This window comes from Paenarthrobacter aurescens (assembly GCF_041549525.1).
Lineage (GTDB): Bacteria > Actinomycetota > Actinomycetes > Actinomycetales > Micrococcaceae > Arthrobacter > Arthrobacter aurescens.
This window is the reverse complement of record NZ_CP157456.1, coordinates 1,285,132-1,304,215: the sequence shown is the minus strand read 5'-3', so window position 1 is coordinate 1,304,215 and position 19,084 is coordinate 1,285,132. Positions and strand designations below refer to the sequence as shown.

The 19,084-nt window shown below is 62.1% G+C and carries 20 protein-coding genes and 1 pseudogene; 10 read left to right on the top strand and 11 right to left on the bottom strand.

From position 1 onward, the window contains the following. Positions 1 to 100 precede the first annotated feature (100 nt). Positions 101 to 1,123, bottom strand: coding sequence for a class II fructose-bisphosphatase (gene glpX, locus ABI796_RS06210; protein ID WP_174754500.1), 1,023 nt, complete (start codon positions 1,121 to 1,123; stop codon positions 101 to 103). A 349-nt stretch (positions 1,124 to 1,472) separates the two neighbouring features. Between glpX and ABI796_RS06205 the strand changes: the two genes are divergently transcribed. The 5 genes from ABI796_RS06205 to ABI796_RS06185 all read left to right on the top strand — a co-directional run bounded on the left by ABI796_RS06205 (position 1,473) and on the right by ABI796_RS06185 (position 6,842). After that, on the top strand, positions 1,473 to 2,018 hold the full coding sequence (locus ABI796_RS06205) for a DUF4245 domain-containing protein (RefSeq protein WP_373092498.1): 546 nt from the start codon (positions 1,473 to 1,475) through the stop codon (positions 2,016 to 2,018). A gap of 151 nt (positions 2,019 to 2,169) precedes the next feature. Continuing rightward, entirely contained in the window at positions 2,170 to 2,784 is a 615-nt protein-coding gene (locus ABI796_RS06200; RefSeq protein WP_141283036.1) for a carbonic anhydrase, read from the top strand. Positions 2,785 to 2,871: 87 nt separating this feature from the next. Continuing rightward, the gene (locus ABI796_RS06195) at positions 2,872 to 4,299 is read left to right on the top strand and encodes a class II fumarate hydratase (RefSeq protein ID WP_141283037.1); all 1,428 of its coding nucleotides are present in this window, start codon (positions 2,872 to 2,874) and stop codon (positions 4,297 to 4,299) included. A gap of 183 nt (positions 4,300 to 4,482) precedes the next feature. Next, on the top strand, positions 4,483 to 5,169 hold the full coding sequence (locus ABI796_RS06190; protein ID WP_141283038.1) for a TetR/AcrR family transcriptional regulator: 687 nt from the start codon (positions 4,483 to 4,485) through the stop codon (positions 5,167 to 5,169). Then, positions 5,166 to 6,842 carry an MDR family MFS transporter gene (locus tag ABI796_RS06185; RefSeq protein WP_141283039.1) on the top strand — a complete coding sequence of 559 codons (1,677 nt, stop codon included), beginning with the start codon at positions 5,166 to 5,168 and terminating at the stop codon, positions 6,840 to 6,842. Before ABI796_RS06190 ends, ABI796_RS06185 begins: the two co-directional genes overlap by 4 nt. A gap of 2 nt (positions 6,843 to 6,844) precedes the next feature. On the opposite strand, the gene ABI796_RS06180 is transcribed toward ABI796_RS06185, so the two are convergent. From ABI796_RS06180 to ABI796_RS06170, 3 genes are all read right to left on the bottom strand, one after another. Further along, positions 6,845 to 7,321 carry an NUDIX hydrolase gene (locus ABI796_RS06180; RefSeq protein ID WP_141283040.1) on the bottom strand — a complete coding sequence of 159 codons (477 nt, stop codon included), beginning with the start codon at positions 7,319 to 7,321 and terminating at the stop codon, positions 6,845 to 6,847. A 4-nt stretch (positions 7,322 to 7,325) separates the two neighbouring features. Beyond that, positions 7,326 to 7,805: an META domain-containing protein gene (locus ABI796_RS06175; protein WP_281283976.1), complete on the bottom strand. Its 480-nt coding sequence runs from the start codon at positions 7,803 to 7,805 to the stop codon at positions 7,326 to 7,328. Between the two features lie 140 nt (positions 7,806 to 7,945). Further along, complete coding sequence (locus tag ABI796_RS06170) at positions 7,946 to 8,497, bottom strand: A24 family peptidase (RefSeq protein ID WP_141283156.1); 552 nt, start codon at positions 8,495 to 8,497, stop codon at positions 7,946 to 7,948. A gap of 61 nt (positions 8,498 to 8,558) precedes the next feature. On the opposite strand from ABI796_RS06170, the gene ABI796_RS06165 reads away from it, so the two are divergent. Both ABI796_RS06165 and ABI796_RS06160 read left to right on the top strand, forming a co-directional pair. After that, the gene (locus ABI796_RS06165; RefSeq protein ID WP_141283042.1) at positions 8,559 to 9,320 is read left to right on the top strand and encodes a hypothetical protein; all 762 of its coding nucleotides are present in this window, start codon (positions 8,559 to 8,561) and stop codon (positions 9,318 to 9,320) included. 61 nt (positions 9,321 to 9,381) lie between these two features. Further along, positions 9,382 to 10,027, top strand: a pseudogene (locus ABI796_RS06160) (GNAT family N-acetyltransferase). 124 nt (positions 10,028 to 10,151) lie between these two features. On the opposite strand, the gene ABI796_RS06155 reads toward ABI796_RS06160, so the two are convergent. Together ABI796_RS06155 and ABI796_RS06150 are read right to left on the bottom strand one after the other, a co-directional pair. Then, positions 10,152 to 11,546: a PhoH family protein gene (locus ABI796_RS06155; RefSeq protein WP_141283043.1), complete on the bottom strand. Its 1,395-nt coding sequence runs from the start codon at positions 11,544 to 11,546 to the stop codon at positions 10,152 to 10,154. A gap of 237 nt (positions 11,547 to 11,783) precedes the next feature. Beyond that, the gene (locus ABI796_RS06150) at positions 11,784 to 12,590 is read right to left on the bottom strand and encodes an isoprenyl transferase (RefSeq protein ID WP_141283044.1); all 807 of its coding nucleotides are present in this window, start codon (positions 12,588 to 12,590) and stop codon (positions 11,784 to 11,786) included. Between the two features lie 107 nt (positions 12,591 to 12,697). Between ABI796_RS06150 and trhA the strand changes: the two genes are divergently transcribed. Further along, positions 12,698 to 13,339 carry a PAQR family membrane homeostasis protein TrhA gene (gene trhA, locus ABI796_RS06145; RefSeq protein WP_141283045.1) on the top strand — a complete coding sequence of 214 codons (642 nt, stop codon included), beginning with the start codon at positions 12,698 to 12,700 and terminating at the stop codon, positions 13,337 to 13,339. Between the two features lies 1 nt (position 13,340). On the opposite strand, the gene ABI796_RS06140 is transcribed toward trhA, so the two are convergent. Together ABI796_RS06140 and mca are read right to left on the bottom strand one after the other, a co-directional pair. Further along, positions 13,341 to 13,631: a hypothetical protein gene (locus ABI796_RS06140; protein WP_141283046.1), complete on the bottom strand. Its 291-nt coding sequence runs from the start codon at positions 13,629 to 13,631 to the stop codon at positions 13,341 to 13,343. A 105-nt stretch (positions 13,632 to 13,736) separates the two neighbouring features. Beyond that, positions 13,737 to 14,642 (bottom strand): mycothiol conjugate amidase Mca, encoded by a 906-nt coding sequence (mca, locus tag ABI796_RS06135; RefSeq protein ID WP_141283047.1) that lies wholly within the window; start codon positions 14,640 to 14,642, stop codon positions 13,737 to 13,739. A 76-nt stretch (positions 14,643 to 14,718) separates the two neighbouring features. Between mca and ABI796_RS06130 the strand changes: the two genes are divergently transcribed. Beyond that, positions 14,719 to 15,177, top strand: a complete 459-nt coding sequence (locus tag ABI796_RS06130) for a DUF4307 domain-containing protein (RefSeq protein WP_141283048.1) — start codon at positions 14,719 to 14,721, stop codon at positions 15,175 to 15,177. A gap of 153 nt (positions 15,178 to 15,330) precedes the next feature. After that, a complete protein-coding gene (gene greA / locus ABI796_RS06125; protein ID WP_141283049.1) occupies positions 15,331 to 15,825 on the top strand; it encodes a transcription elongation factor GreA in 495 nt (164 codons plus the stop codon). 98 nt (positions 15,826 to 15,923) lie between these two features. On the opposite strand, the gene ABI796_RS06120 is transcribed toward greA, so the two are convergent. From ABI796_RS06120 to ABI796_RS06110, 3 genes are read right to left on the bottom strand one after another with little or no spacing between them, the layout of a single operon-like run. After that, the gene (locus tag ABI796_RS06120) at positions 15,924 to 16,529 is read right to left on the bottom strand and encodes a rhomboid family intramembrane serine protease (protein ID WP_246095740.1); all 606 of its coding nucleotides are present in this window, start codon (positions 16,527 to 16,529) and stop codon (positions 15,924 to 15,926) included. 26 nt (positions 16,530 to 16,555) lie between these two features. Beyond that, a complete protein-coding gene (gene ilvA / locus ABI796_RS06115) occupies positions 16,556 to 17,794 on the bottom strand; it encodes a threonine ammonia-lyase (protein ID WP_026542826.1) in 1,239 nt (412 codons plus the stop codon). A gap of 3 nt (positions 17,795 to 17,797) precedes the next feature. Further along, the gene (locus tag ABI796_RS06110) at positions 17,798 to 19,078 is read right to left on the bottom strand and encodes an AI-2E family transporter (RefSeq protein WP_141283051.1); all 1,281 of its coding nucleotides are present in this window, start codon (positions 19,076 to 19,078) and stop codon (positions 17,798 to 17,800) included. Positions 19,079 to 19,084: the final 6 nt, after the last annotated feature.

Below are 19,084 nucleotides of genomic sequence, written 5' to 3'. Positions count from 1 at the left end.
AGAAGGACGGCGAGTATCGCGAAAGCGGCATCAAATCGACGAGGTACGAGGAGATAGCCGCCGAGCGATGCTCGCCGTCCTTCTGTTAGCTGCCTAGGGGTTACGGCTTGCGCGCGTAGGTCTCCCACTTGGACGCGTGGTGCTCAGCCTCTACGAAGCGCACGGTTCCGGACTTGGAACGCATCACGATCGACTGCGTCATGACGCGGTCCTTCTGGTAGCGCACACCGTGGAGGAGGTCGCCGTCGGTGATGCCGGTTGCTGCAAAGTAGCAGTTGTCCGAAGTGACGAGGTCATTGGTGGACAGGACGCGGTCGAGGTCGTGTCCGGCGTCGATCGCCTTCTGCTTCTCGTCGTCCGAGGTGGGCCACAGACGGCCCTGGATGACACCGCCGAGCGACTTGATGGCGCAGGCTGCAACGATGCCTTCCGGTGTGCCGCCGATGCCCATGAGGGCGTCGACGCCGGTGCCGGTGCGGGCTGCTGCGATGGCGCCGGCGACGTCTCCGTCCATGATGAACTTGGTGCGCGCGCCGGCTTCGCGGATCTCTTCCACCAGGGGGCGGTGGCGGTCGCGGTCCAGGATCATGACGTTGAGCTGGTTGACCTTGACGCCCTTGGCCTTGGCAATAAGGTGCAGGTTCTGCTTGACGGGCAGGCGAAGGTCCACCATGTCGGCGGCTTCGGGGCCGGTAACGAGCTTCTCCATGTAGAACACGGCGGAGGGATCAAACATTGATCCGCGCTCGGCAACGGCCAGAACTGCCAGGGCGTTGTTGATGCCCAGGGCGGTCAGGCGGGTTCCGTCGATGGGGTCGACGGCGACGTCGCACTCGGGACCGGTGCCGTCACCTACCTGCTCACCGTTGAACAGCATGGGGGCTTCATCTTTTTCGCCTTCACCGATGACCACAACGCCGTTGAAGTGGACGGTGTGAAGGAACGAACGCATGGCATCCACGGCGGCGCCGTCTGCCTTGTTTTTGTCACCGAAACCTACCCAGTGGCCACCGGCAATTGCCGCGGCCTCGGTGACACGGACGAGTTCAAGCGCAAGGTTGCGGTCGGGTTCGTCGATGCCGACGGCGAGCGACGGCGAAATCGTGGAATACTGCTGGGTCATTGGTGCAGGAGACACTTGAACCTCTTCTTCGAGTGACGATTCACGGGACCGGACATGGTTGCGCGGGGCAACCCGGGGTTCCTCTATCAACGATCATAGTCGCCACGTGGTCCAGGAGTCGTTGGATGACCACGGCCCCTATTCTCTGTGGTGAGGTTGGCGGATGTGTGTTCCCCGCCGGGATAAGGGATCATGAAGGGGTGAGTGAAACGCAGGACAAGCCCGCAGCAGAGAACCCCTCCGAGTCTGTAACGGCCAACGCCAACCATGTTCCGGCAACCCCGGACGCCCCCTTAAACCCGTCATTGCGGCGAAAGCTGCCAAGCGGGCCAACGCTTCGGTCATTGGCATGGTCATTGCGCTGCTGTTGTGCGTCCTGGCTTTCCTCCCCATCGTTTTGATGAACCCGGCGCCCAAGGGTGAGGGTTTCCGGCCTGATGTTGACGTGGCGGCCATCGCCCGCAACGCCACAGGTGTGGCGGGATTCACACCTGTCACCCCGGATACCGGCGACACATTCAAGCCCAATTACGCCCGCTGGGAGTCCGGGACCGGCAGCGGGGTGCCTACTTGGGAGATCGGCTTCCTGACTCCCAAGGAAAACTTCATCGGACTCACCCAGACCAGCCAGGCCAACCCCACGTGGGTTTTGCAGCAGACGGAGAACCTTCCCGTGACCGGCACCCGAAATGCCGGTGGGCAGGAATGGGAGCTGAGGGACTCCGGCAAGGAAAAGCGCAGCATGGTCCTGGAGTACCGCGGCACCACTATCGTCCTGAGCGGCACGGCAAAGCTCGATGAGTTCGCAACCCTCGCAGCCGCCGTCGTGAAGTCCGCGGAGCAGGCCCCGCCTGCAAGTGCGCCGGCCACCGCGACTTCTTCCGCGCAGCCTTAGGCCCCGCAACGCGCAGGGGTTCGCCGAAGGGTTGGGGATGACGTTGCAGGGCCCACTCTTCGCCCTAAAACCCCGCAGAACCCCGCAAAGTAGGCCCCACAACGCGCAACAGTTTCACGGTCTCCGGTGTCCGCGACGTAAAGTAAGGCTCGTGCCTACTTACCTGACTCCAGCCCTGGCGTGGCGCCGTCTCCGCGAGGGCAACGAACGCTTTGTTTCCGGCGAATCCCTGCACCCCAACCAGGATGCTTCGCGACGCTCTTCACTCATTGAGAACCAGAATCCCTTTGCCGTGATCTTTGGCTGCTCGGATTCCCGGCTCGCAGCAGAGATCATCTTTGACCTGGGATTGGGTGACGCCTTCGTGGTGCGCACCGCGGGCCAGGTCATTGACGATGCCGTCTTGGGTTCGCTCGAATACAGCATCAGCGAACTCCGTGTTCCCTTGATCGTGATCCTCGGCCACGACAGCTGCGGCGCCGTGAAGGCTACCAAGGCCGCTGTGGAAACCGGTGAAATGCCTCCGGGCTTCATCCGCGATCTCGTGGAGCGCATCACCCCGTCGGTCCTGACGGCGAGGCGCAACAACCAGGACGACGTCAACGAGATGGTGGTGGAGCACGTCAAGCAGACCGCAGCCCGTCTTGCTGACAGCTCACGTGTGATTTCCGACGCCATCGACGACGGCCGCGTTGCCGTGATTGGTCTGTCCTACAAGCTCGACGAAGGCCGTGCGGCCCTCGTTTCCGGGATCGGCAAGCTCTAGGGAGCCGTGCTCCGGCCTCTGCGCCGGAGCACGTAGCACTCCCCACCGGGTTTTCTGTGAGGCGTCCAATCGCCATAAGCTAGCCCCATGACTTCCACCACTGAGTTCCGTATTGAACATGACACGATGGGCGAAGTTCGCGTCCCCGTGAACGCCCTGTACCGCGCCCAGACGCAGCGTGCTGTGGAGAACTTCCCCATCTCCGGCAAGACGCTTGAGCGCACACACATTGAGGCCCTGGCCCGTGTAAAGAAGGCCGCCGCACTGGCGAACGCCGAACTGGGGGTGCTCGATGGTGAGCTCGCCGAGGCTATCGCCGCCGCTGCCGATGAGGTTGCCACCGGCAAGTACGACGGCGACTTCCCGATTGACGTTTTCCAGACCGGCTCGGGCACTTCCTCGAACATGAACACCAACGAGGTCATCGCCGAGCTCGCATCGCGCGCCCTCGCCGCGGCCGGGAGTGACAAAGTTGTCCACCCGAACGACCATGTGAATGCTTCGCAGTCCTCCAACGACGTTTTCCCCACGTCCGTCCACGTTGCCGCGACCTCCGCCCTGATAAATGACCTGATCCCGGCGCTTGAGTACCTGGCAGCTTCGCTGGACCGCAAGGCCGTGGAGTTCAAGGACGTCGTCAAGTCCGGCCGTACCCACCTCATGGACGCCACGCCGGTCATGCTCGGCCAGGAGTTCGGCGGCTACGCAGCCCAGGTCCGCTACGGCATTGAGCGCATCAACGCCGCACTCCCCCGCGTTGCCGAGGTTCCCCTGGGCGGCACCGCTGTGGGCACCGGCATCAACACCCCGGCAGGCTTCCCGGAGCGCGTCATCGAATTGCTGGCAGCTGACACCGGCCTGCCGCTGACCGAGGCCCGCGATCACTTCGAAGCTCAGGCCAACCGCGACGGCCTGATCGAGGGTTCCAGCCAGCTCCGCAACATCGCGATCTCCTTCATGAAGATCAACAACGACCTCCGCTGGATGGGATCCGGCCCCAACACCGGCCTCGGCGAAATCGCCATTCCGGACCTTCAGCCGGGCTCCTCCATCATGCCGGGCAAGGTCAACCCGGTCATCTGTGAAGCATCCATCATGGTCTGCGCCCAGGTGATCGGCAACGACACCGCCATCGCGTGGTCCGGCACCAACGGCGCCTTCGAACTGAACGTCGGCATCCCCGTCATGGCCGCCAACCTTCTTGAGTCCATCCGCCTGCTGGCCAACACCAGCCGCGTCATGGCCGACAAGATGATCGACGGCATCACCGCCAACGTGGAGCGTGCACGCTTCCTTGCCGAGGCTTCCCCGTCAATCGTTACCCCGCTGAACAAGTACATCGGGTATGAGAACGCCGCGAAGATCGCAAAGATCGCCGTCAAGGAAGGCCTGACCATCCGCCAGGCTACCGAGAAGCTCGGCTTTGTTGGCGAAGGCGAAGGCAAGGTCACCGAGGCGCAGCTGGACAAGGCCCTTGACGTCACCACCATGACGGCGCCGGCCCACAAGGCCTGACCTCTGGTCTAAAACTTAGAGCACGACGACGGCCGGTACCTTTCCCACGAAAGGTACCGGCCGTCGTCGTACCCAAGAGTTTTTGTACAGCTGATGCCCTTAAGCCTCCCCTTAAGGGCGTCAGCTGTGCAAAAACTCCCACGCTTTTTGCACTTTTCATTCAAGAGTGCAAAACTTTACTCTGTGAGTAATAGTGCAAATATCGACGGCGGCCTCCGCGAGCGCAAGCGGGCTGCCACGCGAACGGCGATCACCGCCGTCGCCCGTTCCATGACCGCCAAGTGCGGCCTGAACGGATTTACGGTTGAGGAAGTTTGCGAGGAAACCGGGATCTCGCGCCGCACCTTCTTCAACTACTTCCACTCCAAAGAAGACGCCGTGATCGGCTCGTTCTCGGACGAACTGCCCGAAGAGGCTTTGGAGGCCTTCAACGCAAATCCCACGCGAATCCCGGACAGCATCTCCGGCACCCTCCTGGCGGCCCTGCACGTGCTCACGGTGACCATCATGGAACGTTCATCCATTAGCCGCACAGAGGTCCAGCAATTCATTGCCGCCATCACGGCCGAGCCACAACTTCTGGCCCGGCTCACCCTTGAAGGCGAGGCGCGTGAACGTCAATTCGCCGCGCTGGTAGCTGCCCGCGAAGGGCTGGAACCGGATCACCCGGAAGTCGTGACAGCAACCGCATTGTTCGGGGCAGTCTCCAAAAAGACAGCACAGCAATTCTTTTCGGAGGACAACGCGCGCCCGTACCGCGGGATCCTCGAGCAGAACCTCAACGCCGCACGGAAACTTTTCGCCCAGCCCCTGGCCACAAGCCAACAACTGGGCCCCAACCCCCTTGAAACCTCGAAGGACCCCGCATGAGTACAGTCTCCAAAGCAGCCGAACCGTTGCTGCTGACCCAGAAACGAATCTGGATCATCTTCTCGGCGCTGATCGCAGGCATGCTCCTGTCCAGCCTCGACCAAACCATTGTCTCTACGGCCATGCCCACCATTGTGGGCAAGCTCGGCGGTGTGGAGCACCAGGCCTGGATCACCACGGCATACCTGCTGGCCACAACCATCGTGATGCCCATTTACGGCAAATTCGGTGACATCCTTGGCCGACGCAACCTGTTCCTTGTGGCCATTGCCCTGTTCACCCTCGCGTCCGTAGGCTGCGCGTTCGCCACCGATTTCTGGGGCTTCGTGATCTTCCGCGCCATCCAGGGCCTGGGCGGCGGCGGCCTCATGATCCTCTCGCAGGCCATCATCGCGGACATCGTTCCTGCCAAGGAGCGCGGTAAGTACATGGGTCCCCTGGGTGCCATCTTCGGTCTTTCCGCTGTGGCTGGTCCCTTGCTGGGTGGATTCTTCGTGGACCACCTCACTTGGGAATGGGCTTTCTACATCAACATCCCCATTGGCATCGCTGCGTTCATCACTGCCTGGTTCACCCTGACGCTGCCCAACAAGAAGGCAGAGAAGAAGATCGACATCCTCGGTGTCCTGTTCCTCTCCGCTGCCACCACCTGCCTGATCTTCTTCACCGATTTCGGGGGAAAGAAGGACGAGGGTTGGGACTCACCCCTCACATGGGCGTTCGGCGCAGGCATGGTCCTTGCCGCCGTCGCGTTCGTGATGGTGGAACGTCGGGCCGAGGATCCCATTATTCCGCTGAGCCTGTTCAAGAACCCCATCTTCATCAACGCAACGGCAATCGGCTTCACACTTGGCCTGGGTATGTTCGCTGCCATCGCATTTGTTCCCACGTTCCTGCAGATGTCCTCCGGAACGTCCGCTGCGGAGTCGGGCCTGCTGATGCTGCCCATGATGGTGGGCCTGATGGGCACGTCCATCTACTCCGGCATCCGTATATCCAAGACCGGCAAGTACAAGATGTACCCCATCCTCGGTGCAGCCCTCACCATCGCTGCGATGCTGTGGCTGACCACGCTCACCGCTGCGACGCCCATCTGGGTCATCTGCGTGCAGCTGTTCATCTTCGGTGCGGGCTTGGGCCTGATCATGCAGGTCATTGTCCTGGTGGTGCAGAACTCCGTTCCGGCTGACCAGATTGGTACTGCCACCAGCACCAACAACTACTTCCGCGAGGTAGGCGCATCCCTTGGTGTGGCAGTCTTCGGAGCAATCTTCACCAACCGCCTGGCCGAGTCCCTCACCGAGGCTTTCACCGGTGCAGGCGCTTCTTCCGAGCAGGCTTCACAGTCCACCAGCACGTTGGATCCCCAAGCCCTGGCCCAAATGCCTGAACAGTTGCGTGATGCGATCGTCAACGCGTACGCCAACTCCCTGGCGCCGGTCTTCTGGTACCTGGTTCCGTTCATCGCCATTGCACTGATCCTCGCAATCACCCTGAAGCAGATTCCGCTTTCCGATACCGCCGGGATGGTGGCACGCGGCGAGGCTGTAGGTGGCGAGGAAGCGGACAGGCTTGAGGCGGAGCGTCTTGAAACTGCGCGCCTCGAAGCGGATTTTGCAGCTTCGGATGACACTGAAAAGGACCGCCCAACAGCTGACGCGGGGCGTCAGTAGCGCTAGTCCTCCACTTGGTACGCCACGGGGCCTTCGGGCTCCGTGGCGAGCCTGATCGCTTCCAGATTTCCGGCACTCATTTCCGGAAGGTCATCCAGCGCGAACCATCCGACGTCCAGCGATTCGTCATCATTGACCCGTGCCTCCCCCGAGACGTACCGGCACCGGAAGGTGATGTCCAGGAAGTCGCACACGTCGCCATTGGGAAACGTCACCGGACCCACAACGCCGACGCCGATGATGCGCTCGGTCTCGGCCACCACCGCCGTTTCTTCAAAGATTTCCCGCACCAGGCCCGGAGCCGGGTGCTCCCCCGGCTCAAGCATTCCCGTGATGAGTGTCCAGTGACCGTTGTCCGCACGCTGGCCCAATAAGACCCTGCCTTCGTGATCGAACACCACGCCCCGCACGGCCGGCAGCCAGAGGGGATCGTTGCCGATCTTTTCCCGCAGTTTCAGCACGAAGTCGGGTGCACCCATGGTGTCAGTTTTCCTTCAATTCGATGGTTGCGTGTGAGTTCTTCAAGGTGAGCGTATCGCCGTCGAGCGTCCACTGAACAGGCTGGTCAAAGAGCTTCTCCGTCCAGGCCTGGTAGCTGCCCGTAGGCTCTTTGCAGCCTCTGTCGGTGGCGGTTCGCCAACCCGGTGTCAGGACATCGTCGTTTACCGATACTTCCACCTGTACATAGTTGCAGGGTGTCCTAACGGACAAGATCCGCTCCCCGTTGGCACGCCTCAAGCTCACTATTAGTGGATGCGTGCCGAGCCACGCCACATCTCCTGCAGCGTCACTTCCCCGCACGGAAGTGAACTCGGAACAACCCAGCGGAGCCTCGCAGGACCTAGCTTGGGCGTTGTTCGACGTGATCTCTGACGGTGCCGGCACAGAGGAGCCGCTGCCCTCTTGGGCGCATCCATTCAGCAGGACGGTACAGGCTGCGAGTACTCCCACAGTTACACTCATCCCGATCCGCTGCATCGCAACCTCTCCTGGCACCTTCGGGCGCGTCAGAACACTTGTGGGCTAAGCATGACGCAGCCCGGTGAACACCGAGAATACGGGGAGCGTTGCAGTTTGGCCGCAGTTGGCACCGAGTGGACCTCTTATGCGGGCAGGAGCACCATCACGGCGGCCGCTCCGGCGAGCATGAAAGGGCCAAAAGGGATGGCCGAGCGCAGTGTTCCACGCCGGGCAATGAGGATGCCTAAACTCCACAGCCCTCCCAACAGGAACGCGGCGAAGGTTCCGGCAAAGACGTGGCCCCACCCCAAATACCCCAGGTAGAGGCCCAACACGCCGGCCAGTTTTACGTCTCCAAAGCCCATGCCGGGCGGGTGAATGAGCCGCAGCACAAAGTAGAACACCCAAAGCACGGCACCACCGGCCGGGACGGCCAGCCCCGGCACGCCAAAGAGCTCCGCCGATGCGGCCTGGTCCGCGGCTGAATCGGCGAATGAATGAAGAATCGCCGTAGCCAGCAGAAGCACCCCGGCCACCGCATACGACGGAAACACGATGCGGTTAGGCAGCAGGTGGCTCCGGACATCTATCACTGTCAGCCGCACGGCCATGGCCACGAAGTATAGGCAGGCTGCCAGCACCAGCCAAAAGCCCAGCGGGCTGCCGGTCCAGAGGTCGGAGAGTCGTCGGATCACCATCGGATGCTATCCCGATTTGTCCCTCGGACCTGCTTGAAGGCTTGGGTAAACTGTGGATATGGGGCGATACGGTGCAGCTGGAGCGGACTTTGACTTGTCCTCCACATTCCGCAATCTTTGCCGCTCCTCGCCCTGGAAATGGACCAGCCTCCGCTTCGAATACCTTGAACGGCCAGCGTCCGGTGCCGCGATCGTCAGGGCATGGCTCAGGCGGCCGGGGGCACTCCGGCTGGAGACCCCGGATGGCCAGCTGCTGCACAGCACCACCGGAATCAACGATTCCCGGGATGATCTGTACGTCAGTTCCACACGCCGTTCGTGGCTGCTCCCGGCCCATCTGGTCACCCCTGTATATGACGACGCCGGTCTGGTGCGCCGCCGCCCGGAGGCCGCGTACGGGGAGCCGTCCTTCGGTAACGGACGCCTTGCCGCCGCCCTGGATCCCGTGGAACTTGCCGGCAAGGCCCCTGTCCCCTTGGAGTTCCCGGATACCAATCCTGTGTTCCTTGAACAACCGCGCGAAGTGGACCATGAGGGCCGGCCGGCATTGGAAACAATTGTCACGCCAAGCCGGACGTACGTACCCTCAGATCCGCGGGAACCGCTGATCCACCCGGGCCGGACGTTGATCAGGATAGATACCGGCACAGGGGTTTGCGTGGCCAGCCAAAGCCTGGATGGCGATTCCTCCGGCAAAGGCCACTGGCTCAAGATCCTGGCCGTGGATGAGTACATGCTGGATGATCTTTTCCTGGCGGAGTCGATGCATCTGACGGACGTCCGCCGCCACATCTCCTGGGACATCGGTCCTGCCGCCTGAATACCCTCGGCCCTTTGCGGTGTGACTCGCTCGGCCCCCACGGGCGGGCTAAGCTACGGCGATGACATCGCTGGCAGAATTCTGGCCCCCCTTCGGGCTCACCCTCAACACCCCGAGGCTGACAATCCGTCCCGTATTGGACGAGGACATCCCACAGGCTGTAGCTGCAGCCCGTTCCGGCGTCCACCCACCAGGAAAGAGCCCGTTCAGCATGCCGTGGGCAGAACTCCCGGACGAGGAACTCGCACCGAACATGGCCCAGTGGTACTGGCGCTGCCGGGCTAATTTCACGCCTGAGTCCTGGACCCTGCTCTTGGCCATCTGGCACGACGACGAGTTTCTGGGCGTCCAGGACCTCGGCGCCAAGAACTTCAAGACGCTGAAAACCGTAGGGACAGGATCCTGGCTCAAGCAGTCCGCGCAAGGCCCAGGGCTTCGGCAAGGAGATGCGTGCCGCCGTCGTGAGCTTTGCCTTCGACTACCTGAACGCGGAAGTGGCCGAGTCCGAGGCGGCGGTCTGGAACCAACAATCACTGGGCGTATCCACCGGCCTCGGTTATGAACCGAACGGCATCTCCCGGGAGGGCTGGGGCGAAAAAGTAGAGGAAGTCCAAAGGCTCCGCCTCACCCCCACCACCTACAACCGCCCCAACTGGACCCTAAAAGTCCAAGGCCACGAAGCCCTTTCCACCTATCTCGGAATCTGAAAACTTCCGGCGGGCGATTCAAAGGCGAAGGCCAGGCATCCGGCAGCGTGCGTCAAAAGCGAGGAACGAGCTAGCACGCAGAGGATGTCTGGCCTTCGCCGTAGGCGGCCACTGGTCGATGGGGTTAGATTTCAGCCCCTTCGAGCAACTCCGTCACCAGGGCCGCAATCGGCGACCGCTCCGAGCGGGTCAGCGTGATGTGCCCGAACAGCGGGTGGCCTTTGAGGGTCTCCACTACTGCGGCCACACCGTCGTGCCGTCCTACACGAAGGTTGTCACGCTGCGCGACGTCGTGGGTGAGGACGATTTTGGAGTTTTGTCCGATGCGGCTCATGACGGTGAGCAGGACGTTTTTCTCCAGTGACTGGGCCTCGTCCACGATCACGAAGGCGTCGTGGAGTGATCGGCCGCGGATGTGGGTCAGCGGCAGGACCTCGAGCATGCCCCTGTCCATGACTTCTTCCACGACTTCCTGGCTGACTAATGCTCCGAGGGTGTCGAACACGGCCTGAGCCCACGGGTTCATTTTTTCGGACTCGGAGCCGGGCAGGTAACCGAGTTCCTGGCCGCCCACCGCGTAGAGGGGGCGGAACACTACTACTTTGCGGTGTTCCTGGCGTTCCAGGACGGCTTCCAGGCCCGCACAGAGGGCAAGCGCGGACTTGCCCGTACCGGCCCGCCCGCCGATGGACACGATCCCTACTGCGGGGTCCATGAGGAGGTCGATTGCCAGCCGTTGTTCGGCTGAACGGCCGTGGAGCCCGAAGACGTCGCGGTCGCCCTTGACGAGGCGGACTTGTTTGTCCGCCCCTACCCGCCCCAGGGCGGAGCCACGGTTGGAAAGAAGAACGAGTCCGGTGTTGACGGGCAGTTCGGCTGCCGCTGGGATGAAGGCGGGTTCGTGTCCGTAGAGGGTGGTGATTTCCTCTTCGGTGGCGTCCACTTCGGCCATGCCGGTCCAGCCGGAGTCTTTGACGAGTTCGTTGCGGTACTCGTCAGCCTGGAGTCCCATGGCGGAGGCTTTGACGCGCATGGGGAGGTCTTTGGAGACCACTGTGACGTTGTGGCCCTCGTTGGCCAGGTTCTTGGCAACAGCCAGGATGCGGCTGTCGTTGTCTCCCCCACGGAATCCTGCGGGCAGCACTTCCGGGGATATGTGGTTCATTTCCACCCGGAGCATTCCGCCGTCTTTGCCGATGGGGATGGAATGGTCCAGTCCGCCGTGTTCAATTCTGAGGTCGTCCAGGAGCCTCAGGGCTTTGCGGGCGAAATAGCCGAGCTCGGGGTCGTGGCGTTTTCCTTCCAGTTCGCTGATGACCACGATGGGCACGATCACCTCGTGTTCGGCGAAGCGCAACAGTGCGTGGGGATCGGATAGCAGGACGGACGTATCAATCACGTAGCTGCGGCCTGTAGCGGATGGTGTGGTCCGCGCTTTTTGTGAGACCCGCTTGGCGCGAGAGGTAGCTGCACTTTCCCCGTCGGAAACCATTGCGGGCAGTTGCTCAGAAATAGCCACATCGACTCCAGCCCCGGGCAGTTCGCCCGGCCTAATGGTGAAGCGGCTCGGCCGGAAGGCCGGGCGCGGCCTCCCATGTAACTGGTGCGATGGTCCGCTCCATATACTGGCCTCCCCGATCAGCGGGCGGTTTTGCCTGCTGATGGGATTAACGTAATCCCACTCACGGAAAATTCCGCAACGTGAGTCGGCAAGTCGCATTGCCGGGAGATTAATTCCTCGTAAACCGGGGGGTGCTTACGTGCCGAAGCGCCGTTGGCGCCCTGCGTAGTCCCTGAGCGCGCGGAGGAAATCGACCTTGCGGAAGGCCGGCCAGAGTGCCTCGCAGAAGTAGAACTCGCTGTATGCGCTTTGCCACATGAGGAAGCCGGAGAGCCGTTGTTCGCCGGAGGTGCGGATGACGAGGTCAGGATCGGGTTGGCCGCGGGTGTAGAGGAACCTGGAGATGTCGTCCACTGAAAGTTCATCTGCCACTTCGGACATGCTGCGCCCTTTTGCGTCGGCGTCGTGCAGGAGTTCCCGAACGGCGTCGACGATTTCCCGGCGGCCGCCGTAGCCCACGGCCACGTTCACGTGGATCTTTTCATGGACCGGCGTGCGGGCCGTCAGCTTGTTGAGCCGCTCGGCGAGGTAGTCCGGCAAAAGTTCCGGTGCCCCCATGGCGTGTACCGAGACGTCTTCGTCCTCATCGAGTCGGTCCATGGTGTTGGCGATGATGCCCATGAGGAGGTCCAGTTCTTCACCGGATCGGCTCATATTGTCCGTGGAGAGCATGTAGAGGGTCACTACTTTGACGCCGAGTTCCTGGCACCAACCGAGGAATTCGTGGATTTTGTCCGCTCCGGCCTGGTGTCCTTGGCTGGTGGGGGCATTGAACTGCCGGGCCCACCGGCGGTTGCCATCCACCATGACGCCTATGTGGCCGGGGATTCTGTCCTGTTTGAGGGAGCGCAGCAGTTTGCGCTCATAGAAGCCATACAGGAAACCGGGCAGCTCCACCGGACTCTCACCTGACTTCCTTACTTGTACGACGACGGCGCACATCCAAGGCTACCGTCCCCAGCTGGCGCGCCGGTGCAGCCGCCGGTCAAATTCGGACTGCTATTTGTTACTGCAGGGTAACTTACCGAAACGTAAGTTATTCTTGTCCCATGGCTGAGCTCCTCGAAACCAAGCCCCTCTGGCGTGGCTGGATCCACGCCGTCGCCGCCCCTTTTGCTCTCGCAGCCGGGATTGTGCTGGTGAGCGTTGCCCCCACCCCGGACCGCAAAATCACCTCGGCCATCTATGCCCTGACAGGCTTTCTCCTGTTTGGCGTCAGCGCTGTCTACCACCGCGGAAATTGGTCGCCCAAGGTGCGGATGCTGCTCAAGCGGCTGGACCATACCAACATAATGCTGGTGATCGCCGGCAGCTACACGCCACTGGCCTGGTCCTTGCTGGAACGTTCACAAGCGGTCACCCTGCTATGGCTTGTGTGGTCCGGTGCCATAGTGGGCGTTCTTTTCCGGATTCTGTGGACACACGCACCCCGCTGGCTCTACGTGCCTGTGTACATTGCCCTGGGCTGCGGAGCGCTGTTCTACCTTCCGCAGTTCTTCGCCGCAAATGCCCCGGCAGCAATACTCATCTGCGCAGGCGGCGCGCTATACATTGCAGGCGCGGTGTTCTACGCCCTCAAGAAGCCGAACTTCAGTGTCCAGCACTTCGGCTTCCACGAGCTCTTCCACGCCTTCACTGTGCTGGCGTTTGCAGCACACTTCGCGGCGATCATGATGGCAGTGCTGAGCTGACTTACGGCTTCCCGTCCAGCGAACCCGGGCCGCCCTGGGCGGAATCGCCCTCTCCTGGGGCATCACCGGATTCTGCGGCGAGGCGCGCTTCCTCTACCTGCGCACGGTAGCGGACGCGTCGGATTCTGCGGACCATGTCCACAATCAGGAATGTAGTCAGGATGACAATGAAGGCCGTGAGGACGAACCCCCAGGTACCGGGCGTCACCTGATCCTCGGACAGGCCGGGCCGCAGCGTGCCCGTGGGATTGGGCGACGGAGTGACGGTCAGGGCAAGAATCAAGTGATGCACTTTCAAACCTTCTATGGGAGTTGATGCGGGCCGACTGGCAGCCGTGACCGGTGGGCCAGCTGGCTGCCCGGTGACTTCTACGAGCGATAGAAACTGCCGGCGTTCCTATCTTATCCCCGCGAAGAGGTCCTTTTCCGGCAGCTCTGAGGGAACGTTGGACTTGATCAGGGTGTAGTCCTCCCACGGCCATGCGGTCCGTTGCAGATCCGGCGATACTGCAAAGAAGAAACCCAGGGGATCGATTTGGGTCCGGTGTGCACGCAGGGCGTCATCCCGGGCTTCGAAGAAATCACCGCAATCAATCTGGGTGGTGGTGCGGTGCCCTGCCTCAGGTGCAGTGTGACCTTCGGCGTCGGCCTCCAGCCAGGCAGCAAGCCGCTCAGCGTACGGTGACTGCAGACCAGCTTCTTCCAACGCAAAGTGCAGCGCACGGAATCGTTCCGGGCTGAAAGCGCGGTCATAGTAGAGCTTGCCGGGCGTCCACGGTTCACCCTGGCCGGCATAGCGTTCGGGATCGCCTGCGGCCTCAAAGGCCTCCACCGCAACCTTGTGCGCCATGATGTGGTCCGGGTGCGGGTAGCCGCCGTTTTCGTCGTAGCTGAGGATGACGTGCGGCTTGAAGTGACGCACCAGGCGGACCAAGGGCGCCGTGGCGCGTTCCAACGGCTGCAATGCGAAGCAACCCGGGGGCAGCGGCGGGAGGGGGTCGCCTTCGGGAAGGCCGGAGTCCACAAAACCCAACCAACGCTGCTGGATCCCCAGGACGGCAGCGGCATTGGCCATCTCCAAGCGCCGGGCACCGGCCATGTCCCGCTTGGGATGAGGGGCATCTTCCATGGCGGGGTTCTGGATGTCGCCCCGGGATCCGTCGGTGCAGGTGGCAACCATGACGTCCACTCCGGCAGCGGCGTACATCGCCATGGTTGCTGCCCCCTTGCTGGACTCATCATCCGGATGGGCGTGGACGGCGAGCAGCCGCAGCTGCTGGTCGGAACTGCTGGACGCTGTCACGTGACGGCTCCTCTTTCATGGATCGGGCTTTTTGGGGGCGGTGATGGGGCGCCGGGATCGGCACTAAACTGGATGGGTGACTTCAGAGGACCTATCGGCCACCCAAGTACCGGCAAGCTCCAGCCTAGCCAATCGTTACGGCGGTCAAAAGCGCGCCTTGACACGCAAGACCAAGCGGAACATTGTCATTGGCGCGCTGGTCCTCGGCATTGGTTTCGCAGCCTACGTTGCAACGGGCTCGGCCCAGGCCCCCGTCACCTTCAAGGACATCGGCTACAGCACGGTGGACGACACCCAGGCAGAGGTTGACTACCAGGTCACCAAGTACCCCGGCGCCACAGCCAAATGTGCCATTAAGGCCTTGGATTCCAAGTTTGCGGTGGTGGGCTGGAAGGTAGTGGAGATCGGACCGAACGATCCCCAGAACGATCCCGACGGCGGCAGCACCACCGCGCAGCGAACTGTCCTGAGGACCGAGTCCCCGGCCGTCTCCGGCGTAGTGGACAACTGCTGGATTGTGGACAGCGGCAAGTAGCACTCGTGTGAGCCAGAACTCATGCGGTTTGGGTTCGTCCAGAGGATTTACTACAATGGATGAAACCTTCACCCCGTTAAGTTGGTTACTGAGATTCACGAGTGGCCAACTCGGCGGGGTCTTTTGCATTTGCCAGATCTAGAGGAGAAATCCGTGTCTACCACCAATAGCGCCACTGCGGCTTGGCTTACCCAGGAAGCTTTCGACCGCTTGCAGGCTGAGCTGGACCACCTTTCCGGCGCTGGCCGGGCGGAAATCGTCCAGAAGATCGAAGCTGCCCGCCAAGAGGGCGACCTCAAGGAGAACGGCGGCTACCACGCCGCCAAGGAAGAGCAGGGCAAGATTGAGGCCCGCATCCGCCAGCTCACCGCACTCCTGCGTGATGCCCAGGTGGGCGAGGCTCCTGCTGACGACGGAATCGTTGAGCCCGGCATGCTGGTTGTTGCAAAGATCGCCGGCGACGAAGAGAAGTTCCTGCTGGGCTCCCGCGAGATCGCCGGAGATTCCGATCTTGACGTCTTCAGCGAAAAGTCTCCCCTGGGTGCGGCCATCATCGGCCACAAGGAAGGCGACAGCCTGAGCTACATCGCCCCCAATGGCAAGGAAATCCCGGTGGAGATTGTCTCCGCCAAGCCCTACGTCGCCTAGGCAGCGGCTCACTGGCCCGAATACACGACGCCGGCCCACCCCTTTGCGGGGTGGGCCGGCGTTTTTCGTGTGCCTTCCCCAACTGCGACCTGCCTGGGTCAGGAGATGGCGGCTGAGGTTTTGGGACGCAGCAGGACTGCAGCTATGACGCCGCCCACGGCCCCGCCAAGGTGTGCCTGCCAGGAGATGTAGCCCAGCACCGTAGGCAACACCCCAAAGAGGATGCTGCCGTATGCCATGAAAAGGACTACGGAGAGAAGGATCTGCCACCAACTGCGGTTGAAGAATCCCCTTACCAGCAGGAACGCGAAGAAGCCGAACACCAGCCCGGACGCCCCTACTGTGACTCCTCCCCCGCCAATCAGCCAGACTGCCAGCCCTGACCCGAGCCAGCTGAACGCCAGCGCAGTGATAAACACCCGTAGTCCGGACATGAAAACCAGGAACCCGAAGATGATCAACGGCAGGGTATTGGACAGAAGGTGGTTCAGGTTGGCGTGCAGCAGCGGAAACGTCAGGATGTCCAGCACCCCGTCAACGGAACGGGGGCGCAGGCCGAACGTTGAGTTGAGCCCGTGGCGCATCAGGGTGTTGAGAATCTCTATGACATAGAGCAGGATGACGAATCCACCCATGAAGAGCAGTCCGCCTTTGGCCCGCCCGGCGAGCGATTCCTTGGCCGCTTCCTGTGACCCCTCAGGCATTCCAAGCACCACGAGCTTCCCTCCGGTCAGTGCACCACGATTGGCTGGAAGCCCTCGGCCCGCAGTGCACCGAGGACCTGCTCGCCGTGTTCGTGGCCTTTGGTTTCCAGGTTAATAGTGATGGAGACGTCGCCCATGCTGATGGAGCCACCCAAACGCGTGTGATCCAGGCCGGTAACGTTGGCGTCGTTTTCAGCGATGATGCGGGCGATTGTGGCCAAGGAACCCGGGCGGTCATCGAGCATCATCCGGACGGTCATGAAGCGGCCTGCGGCCGAGAGACCGCGCTGGATGACTTTGAGCATGAGCATGGGATCGATGTTGCCGCCGGAAAGCACGACGGCGGTGTTCCCCGGGTTTTCGATCTTGCCGTCCATGAGCGCGGCTACTCCCACCGCACCTGCCGGCTCCACCACCATTTTGGCGCGCTCGAGCAGGAAGATCAGGGCGCGGGCAAGAGAGTCCTCGCTCACGGTAACAACATCGTCAACAAGCTCGCGGATGATGCTGAACGGCAACTGGCCGGGCCGTCCTACGGCGATGCCGTCGGCCATGGTGGTGACCTTCTTCAGCGGGACCAAGGCGTCAGCAGCGAGGGAGGGCGGGTAGGCTGCGGCATTTTCTGCCTGCACGCCGATTACCCTGATCTCGCGGCCGAGTTCTTTTGCCCTGGCCTTGATGGCCACCGCAACCCCTGCCAGGAGCCCACCGCCGCCAACGCCCATGAGGATGGTGTCCACGTTGGGGATCTGGTCCAGGATTTCCAGCCCGATGGTGCCCTGGCCGGCAACAACATCGACGTTGTCGAAGGGGTGGACGAACACCGCGCCTGTCTCGTTGGCGTATCGCTGCGCCTCGGCGAGGGCCTCATCCACGTTGTGGCCGTGGAGGACAACTTCAGCGCCATGGCTCCTGGTGGCAGCCAGTTTGGGCAGGGCCACGCCCAACGGCATGTAGATGCGGGCGTTGATGCCCAGGCTCTTGGCGGCCACTGCCACGCCCTGGGCGTGGTTGCCTGCCGAGGCGGCAACTACACCGCGCTTCTTTTCATCCTCTGTCAGCCGGGCCATGCGCACGTAGGCGCCGCGAACCTTGAAGGAGCCTGCACGCTGGAGGTTCTCGCATTTGAAAAAGACGTTGCCGCCCACGAGGCTGCCGAGCGCACGGGAGGACTCCACAGGAGTCTTGGTAATAATGCCCTCGAGCAGCTCCTGCGCCTTAAGGACATCGTCCAGCGTGACGGGCAGGGTTTCGAGGGTATTCACTGACTATTCTCCTTTATTGGTGTTGGCTTGAGGCTCCTCAACAGAGGGGCTCCCCGAAGCCTTGGTCTTGCCGGCAACGTCTTTACCGAGGCGGGTTTCGGGCCGTGGGAGGTGGACCTCCTTGAAGTTGGCATCGCCATTGGGCCCCGCCGAAGCGGCAGCCGGTTGGAGTTCCACACCGCCCAGTCCTTCATCATGTTCCCACGTCCTGCCCGCAATGTAGCGAACTGCCGTGTTTACTACGGCGAGCAGCGGGACCGCGAACAGAGCCCCTGGGATGCCGGCGAGGTAGGAACCTGCGGCAACCGAGAGGATCACGGCCACCGGGTGCAGAGCCACGGCCTTACCCATCACCAAGGGCTGGAGGATGTGGCTTTCAAGCTGCTGCACTACCAGGACGATTGCCAGCATGATCAGCGCGTTAATGGGGCCGTTGGCCACCAGGGCGAGCAGCACGGCGATGGCACCGGTCACCAAAGCACCCACCACCGGGATGAACGAGCCGATGAATACCAGGACAGCCAAAGGCAGGGCCAAAGGTACCTGGATGATGGCCGCGCCCACGCCAATACCCACGGCGTCCACGAACGCCACGAACATCTGAATCCGTACGTAGCTGACCATGGACGTCCAGCCCCGGCGCCCTGCCCCATCAGTGGCCCTTCGTGCACTCTTGGGCAGGAGGCGGACCATGAACGCCCAGATCCGCGGCCCTTCCAGGAGGAAGAAGATGAGGATGAACAGGGCCAGGACAAGACCGGCAGCAAAGTGGCCGGCCGTGCTGCCAAAGGACAATGCTCCGCTGAGGATGCTGCTGCTGTTGTTCTGCAGCGCATCCGCGCCATCGGAAATGTACTGGTCAATCTGGTCTGCGGTCAGGTGCAAGGGTCCATCAGCCAGCCAGGTTTGAATCTGCTGGATGCCTGCCAGGGCTTCCTGCCACAGCGCTCCAAAGCCGGTGACCAGTTGCCTGCCTACCAACGCCAGGGCACCGCCGATCACGCCGATGAAGCCCAGCACTGTGATGGCGACTGCTCCCCCGTTGGGAACCTTGCGATTGCGCAACCACGCCACCACCGGGTGCAGGAGGCCAGCCAACAGCGCAGCAACCATCACCGGAATAATGAGGAAGCTGACCTTGCCCAGCAGCCAGACCAGGGCACCGATCATGAGCAGGATCAGGCCCGCCCGCCAGGACCAGGCTGCAGCAATGCGCACGCCATAGGGAATGTCTTCGGCGATTTGGCGGTCAGAACGTGTTTTGGCGTCCGGTGTTGGCGTCATGAACCC

Bases quoted from the DNA above. Each gene is read 5' to 3' on its own strand.
- glpX (WP_174754500.1), bottom strand. From the start codon at position 1,123: ATGACCCAGCAGTATTCCACGATTTCGCCGTCGCTCGCCGTCGGCATC.
- ABI796_RS06205 (WP_373092498.1), top strand. From the start codon at position 1,473: ATGGTCATTGCGCTGCTGTTGTGCGTCCTGGCTTTCCTCCCCATCGTT.
- ABI796_RS06195 (WP_141283037.1), top strand. From the start codon at position 2,872: ATGACTTCCACCACTGAGTTCCGTATTGAACATGACACGATGGGCGAA.
- ABI796_RS06185 (WP_141283039.1), top strand. From the start codon at position 5,166: ATGAGTACAGTCTCCAAAGCAGCCGAACCGTTGCTGCTGACCCAGAAA.
- ABI796_RS06180 (WP_141283040.1), bottom strand. From the start codon at position 7,321: ATGGGTGCACCCGACTTCGTGCTGAAACTGCGGGAAAAGATCGGCAAC.
- ABI796_RS06175 (WP_281283976.1), bottom strand. From the start codon at position 7,805: ATGAGTGTAACTGTGGGAGTACTCGCAGCCTGTACCGTCCTGCTGAAT.
- ABI796_RS06165 (WP_141283042.1), top strand. From the start codon at position 8,559: ATGGGGCGATACGGTGCAGCTGGAGCGGACTTTGACTTGTCCTCCACA.
- ABI796_RS06150 (WP_141283044.1), bottom strand. From the start codon at position 12,590: ATGTGCGCCGTCGTCGTACAAGTAAGGAAGTCAGGTGAGAGTCCGGTG.
- trhA (WP_141283045.1), top strand. From the start codon at position 12,698: ATGGCTGAGCTCCTCGAAACCAAGCCCCTCTGGCGTGGCTGGATCCAC.
- ABI796_RS06120 (WP_246095740.1), bottom strand. From the start codon at position 16,529: ATGCCTGAGGGGTCACAGGAAGCGGCCAAGGAATCGCTCGCCGGGCGG.
- ABI796_RS06110 (WP_141283051.1), bottom strand. From the start codon at position 19,078: ATGACGCCAACACCGGACGCCAAAACACGTTCTGACCGCCAAATCGCC.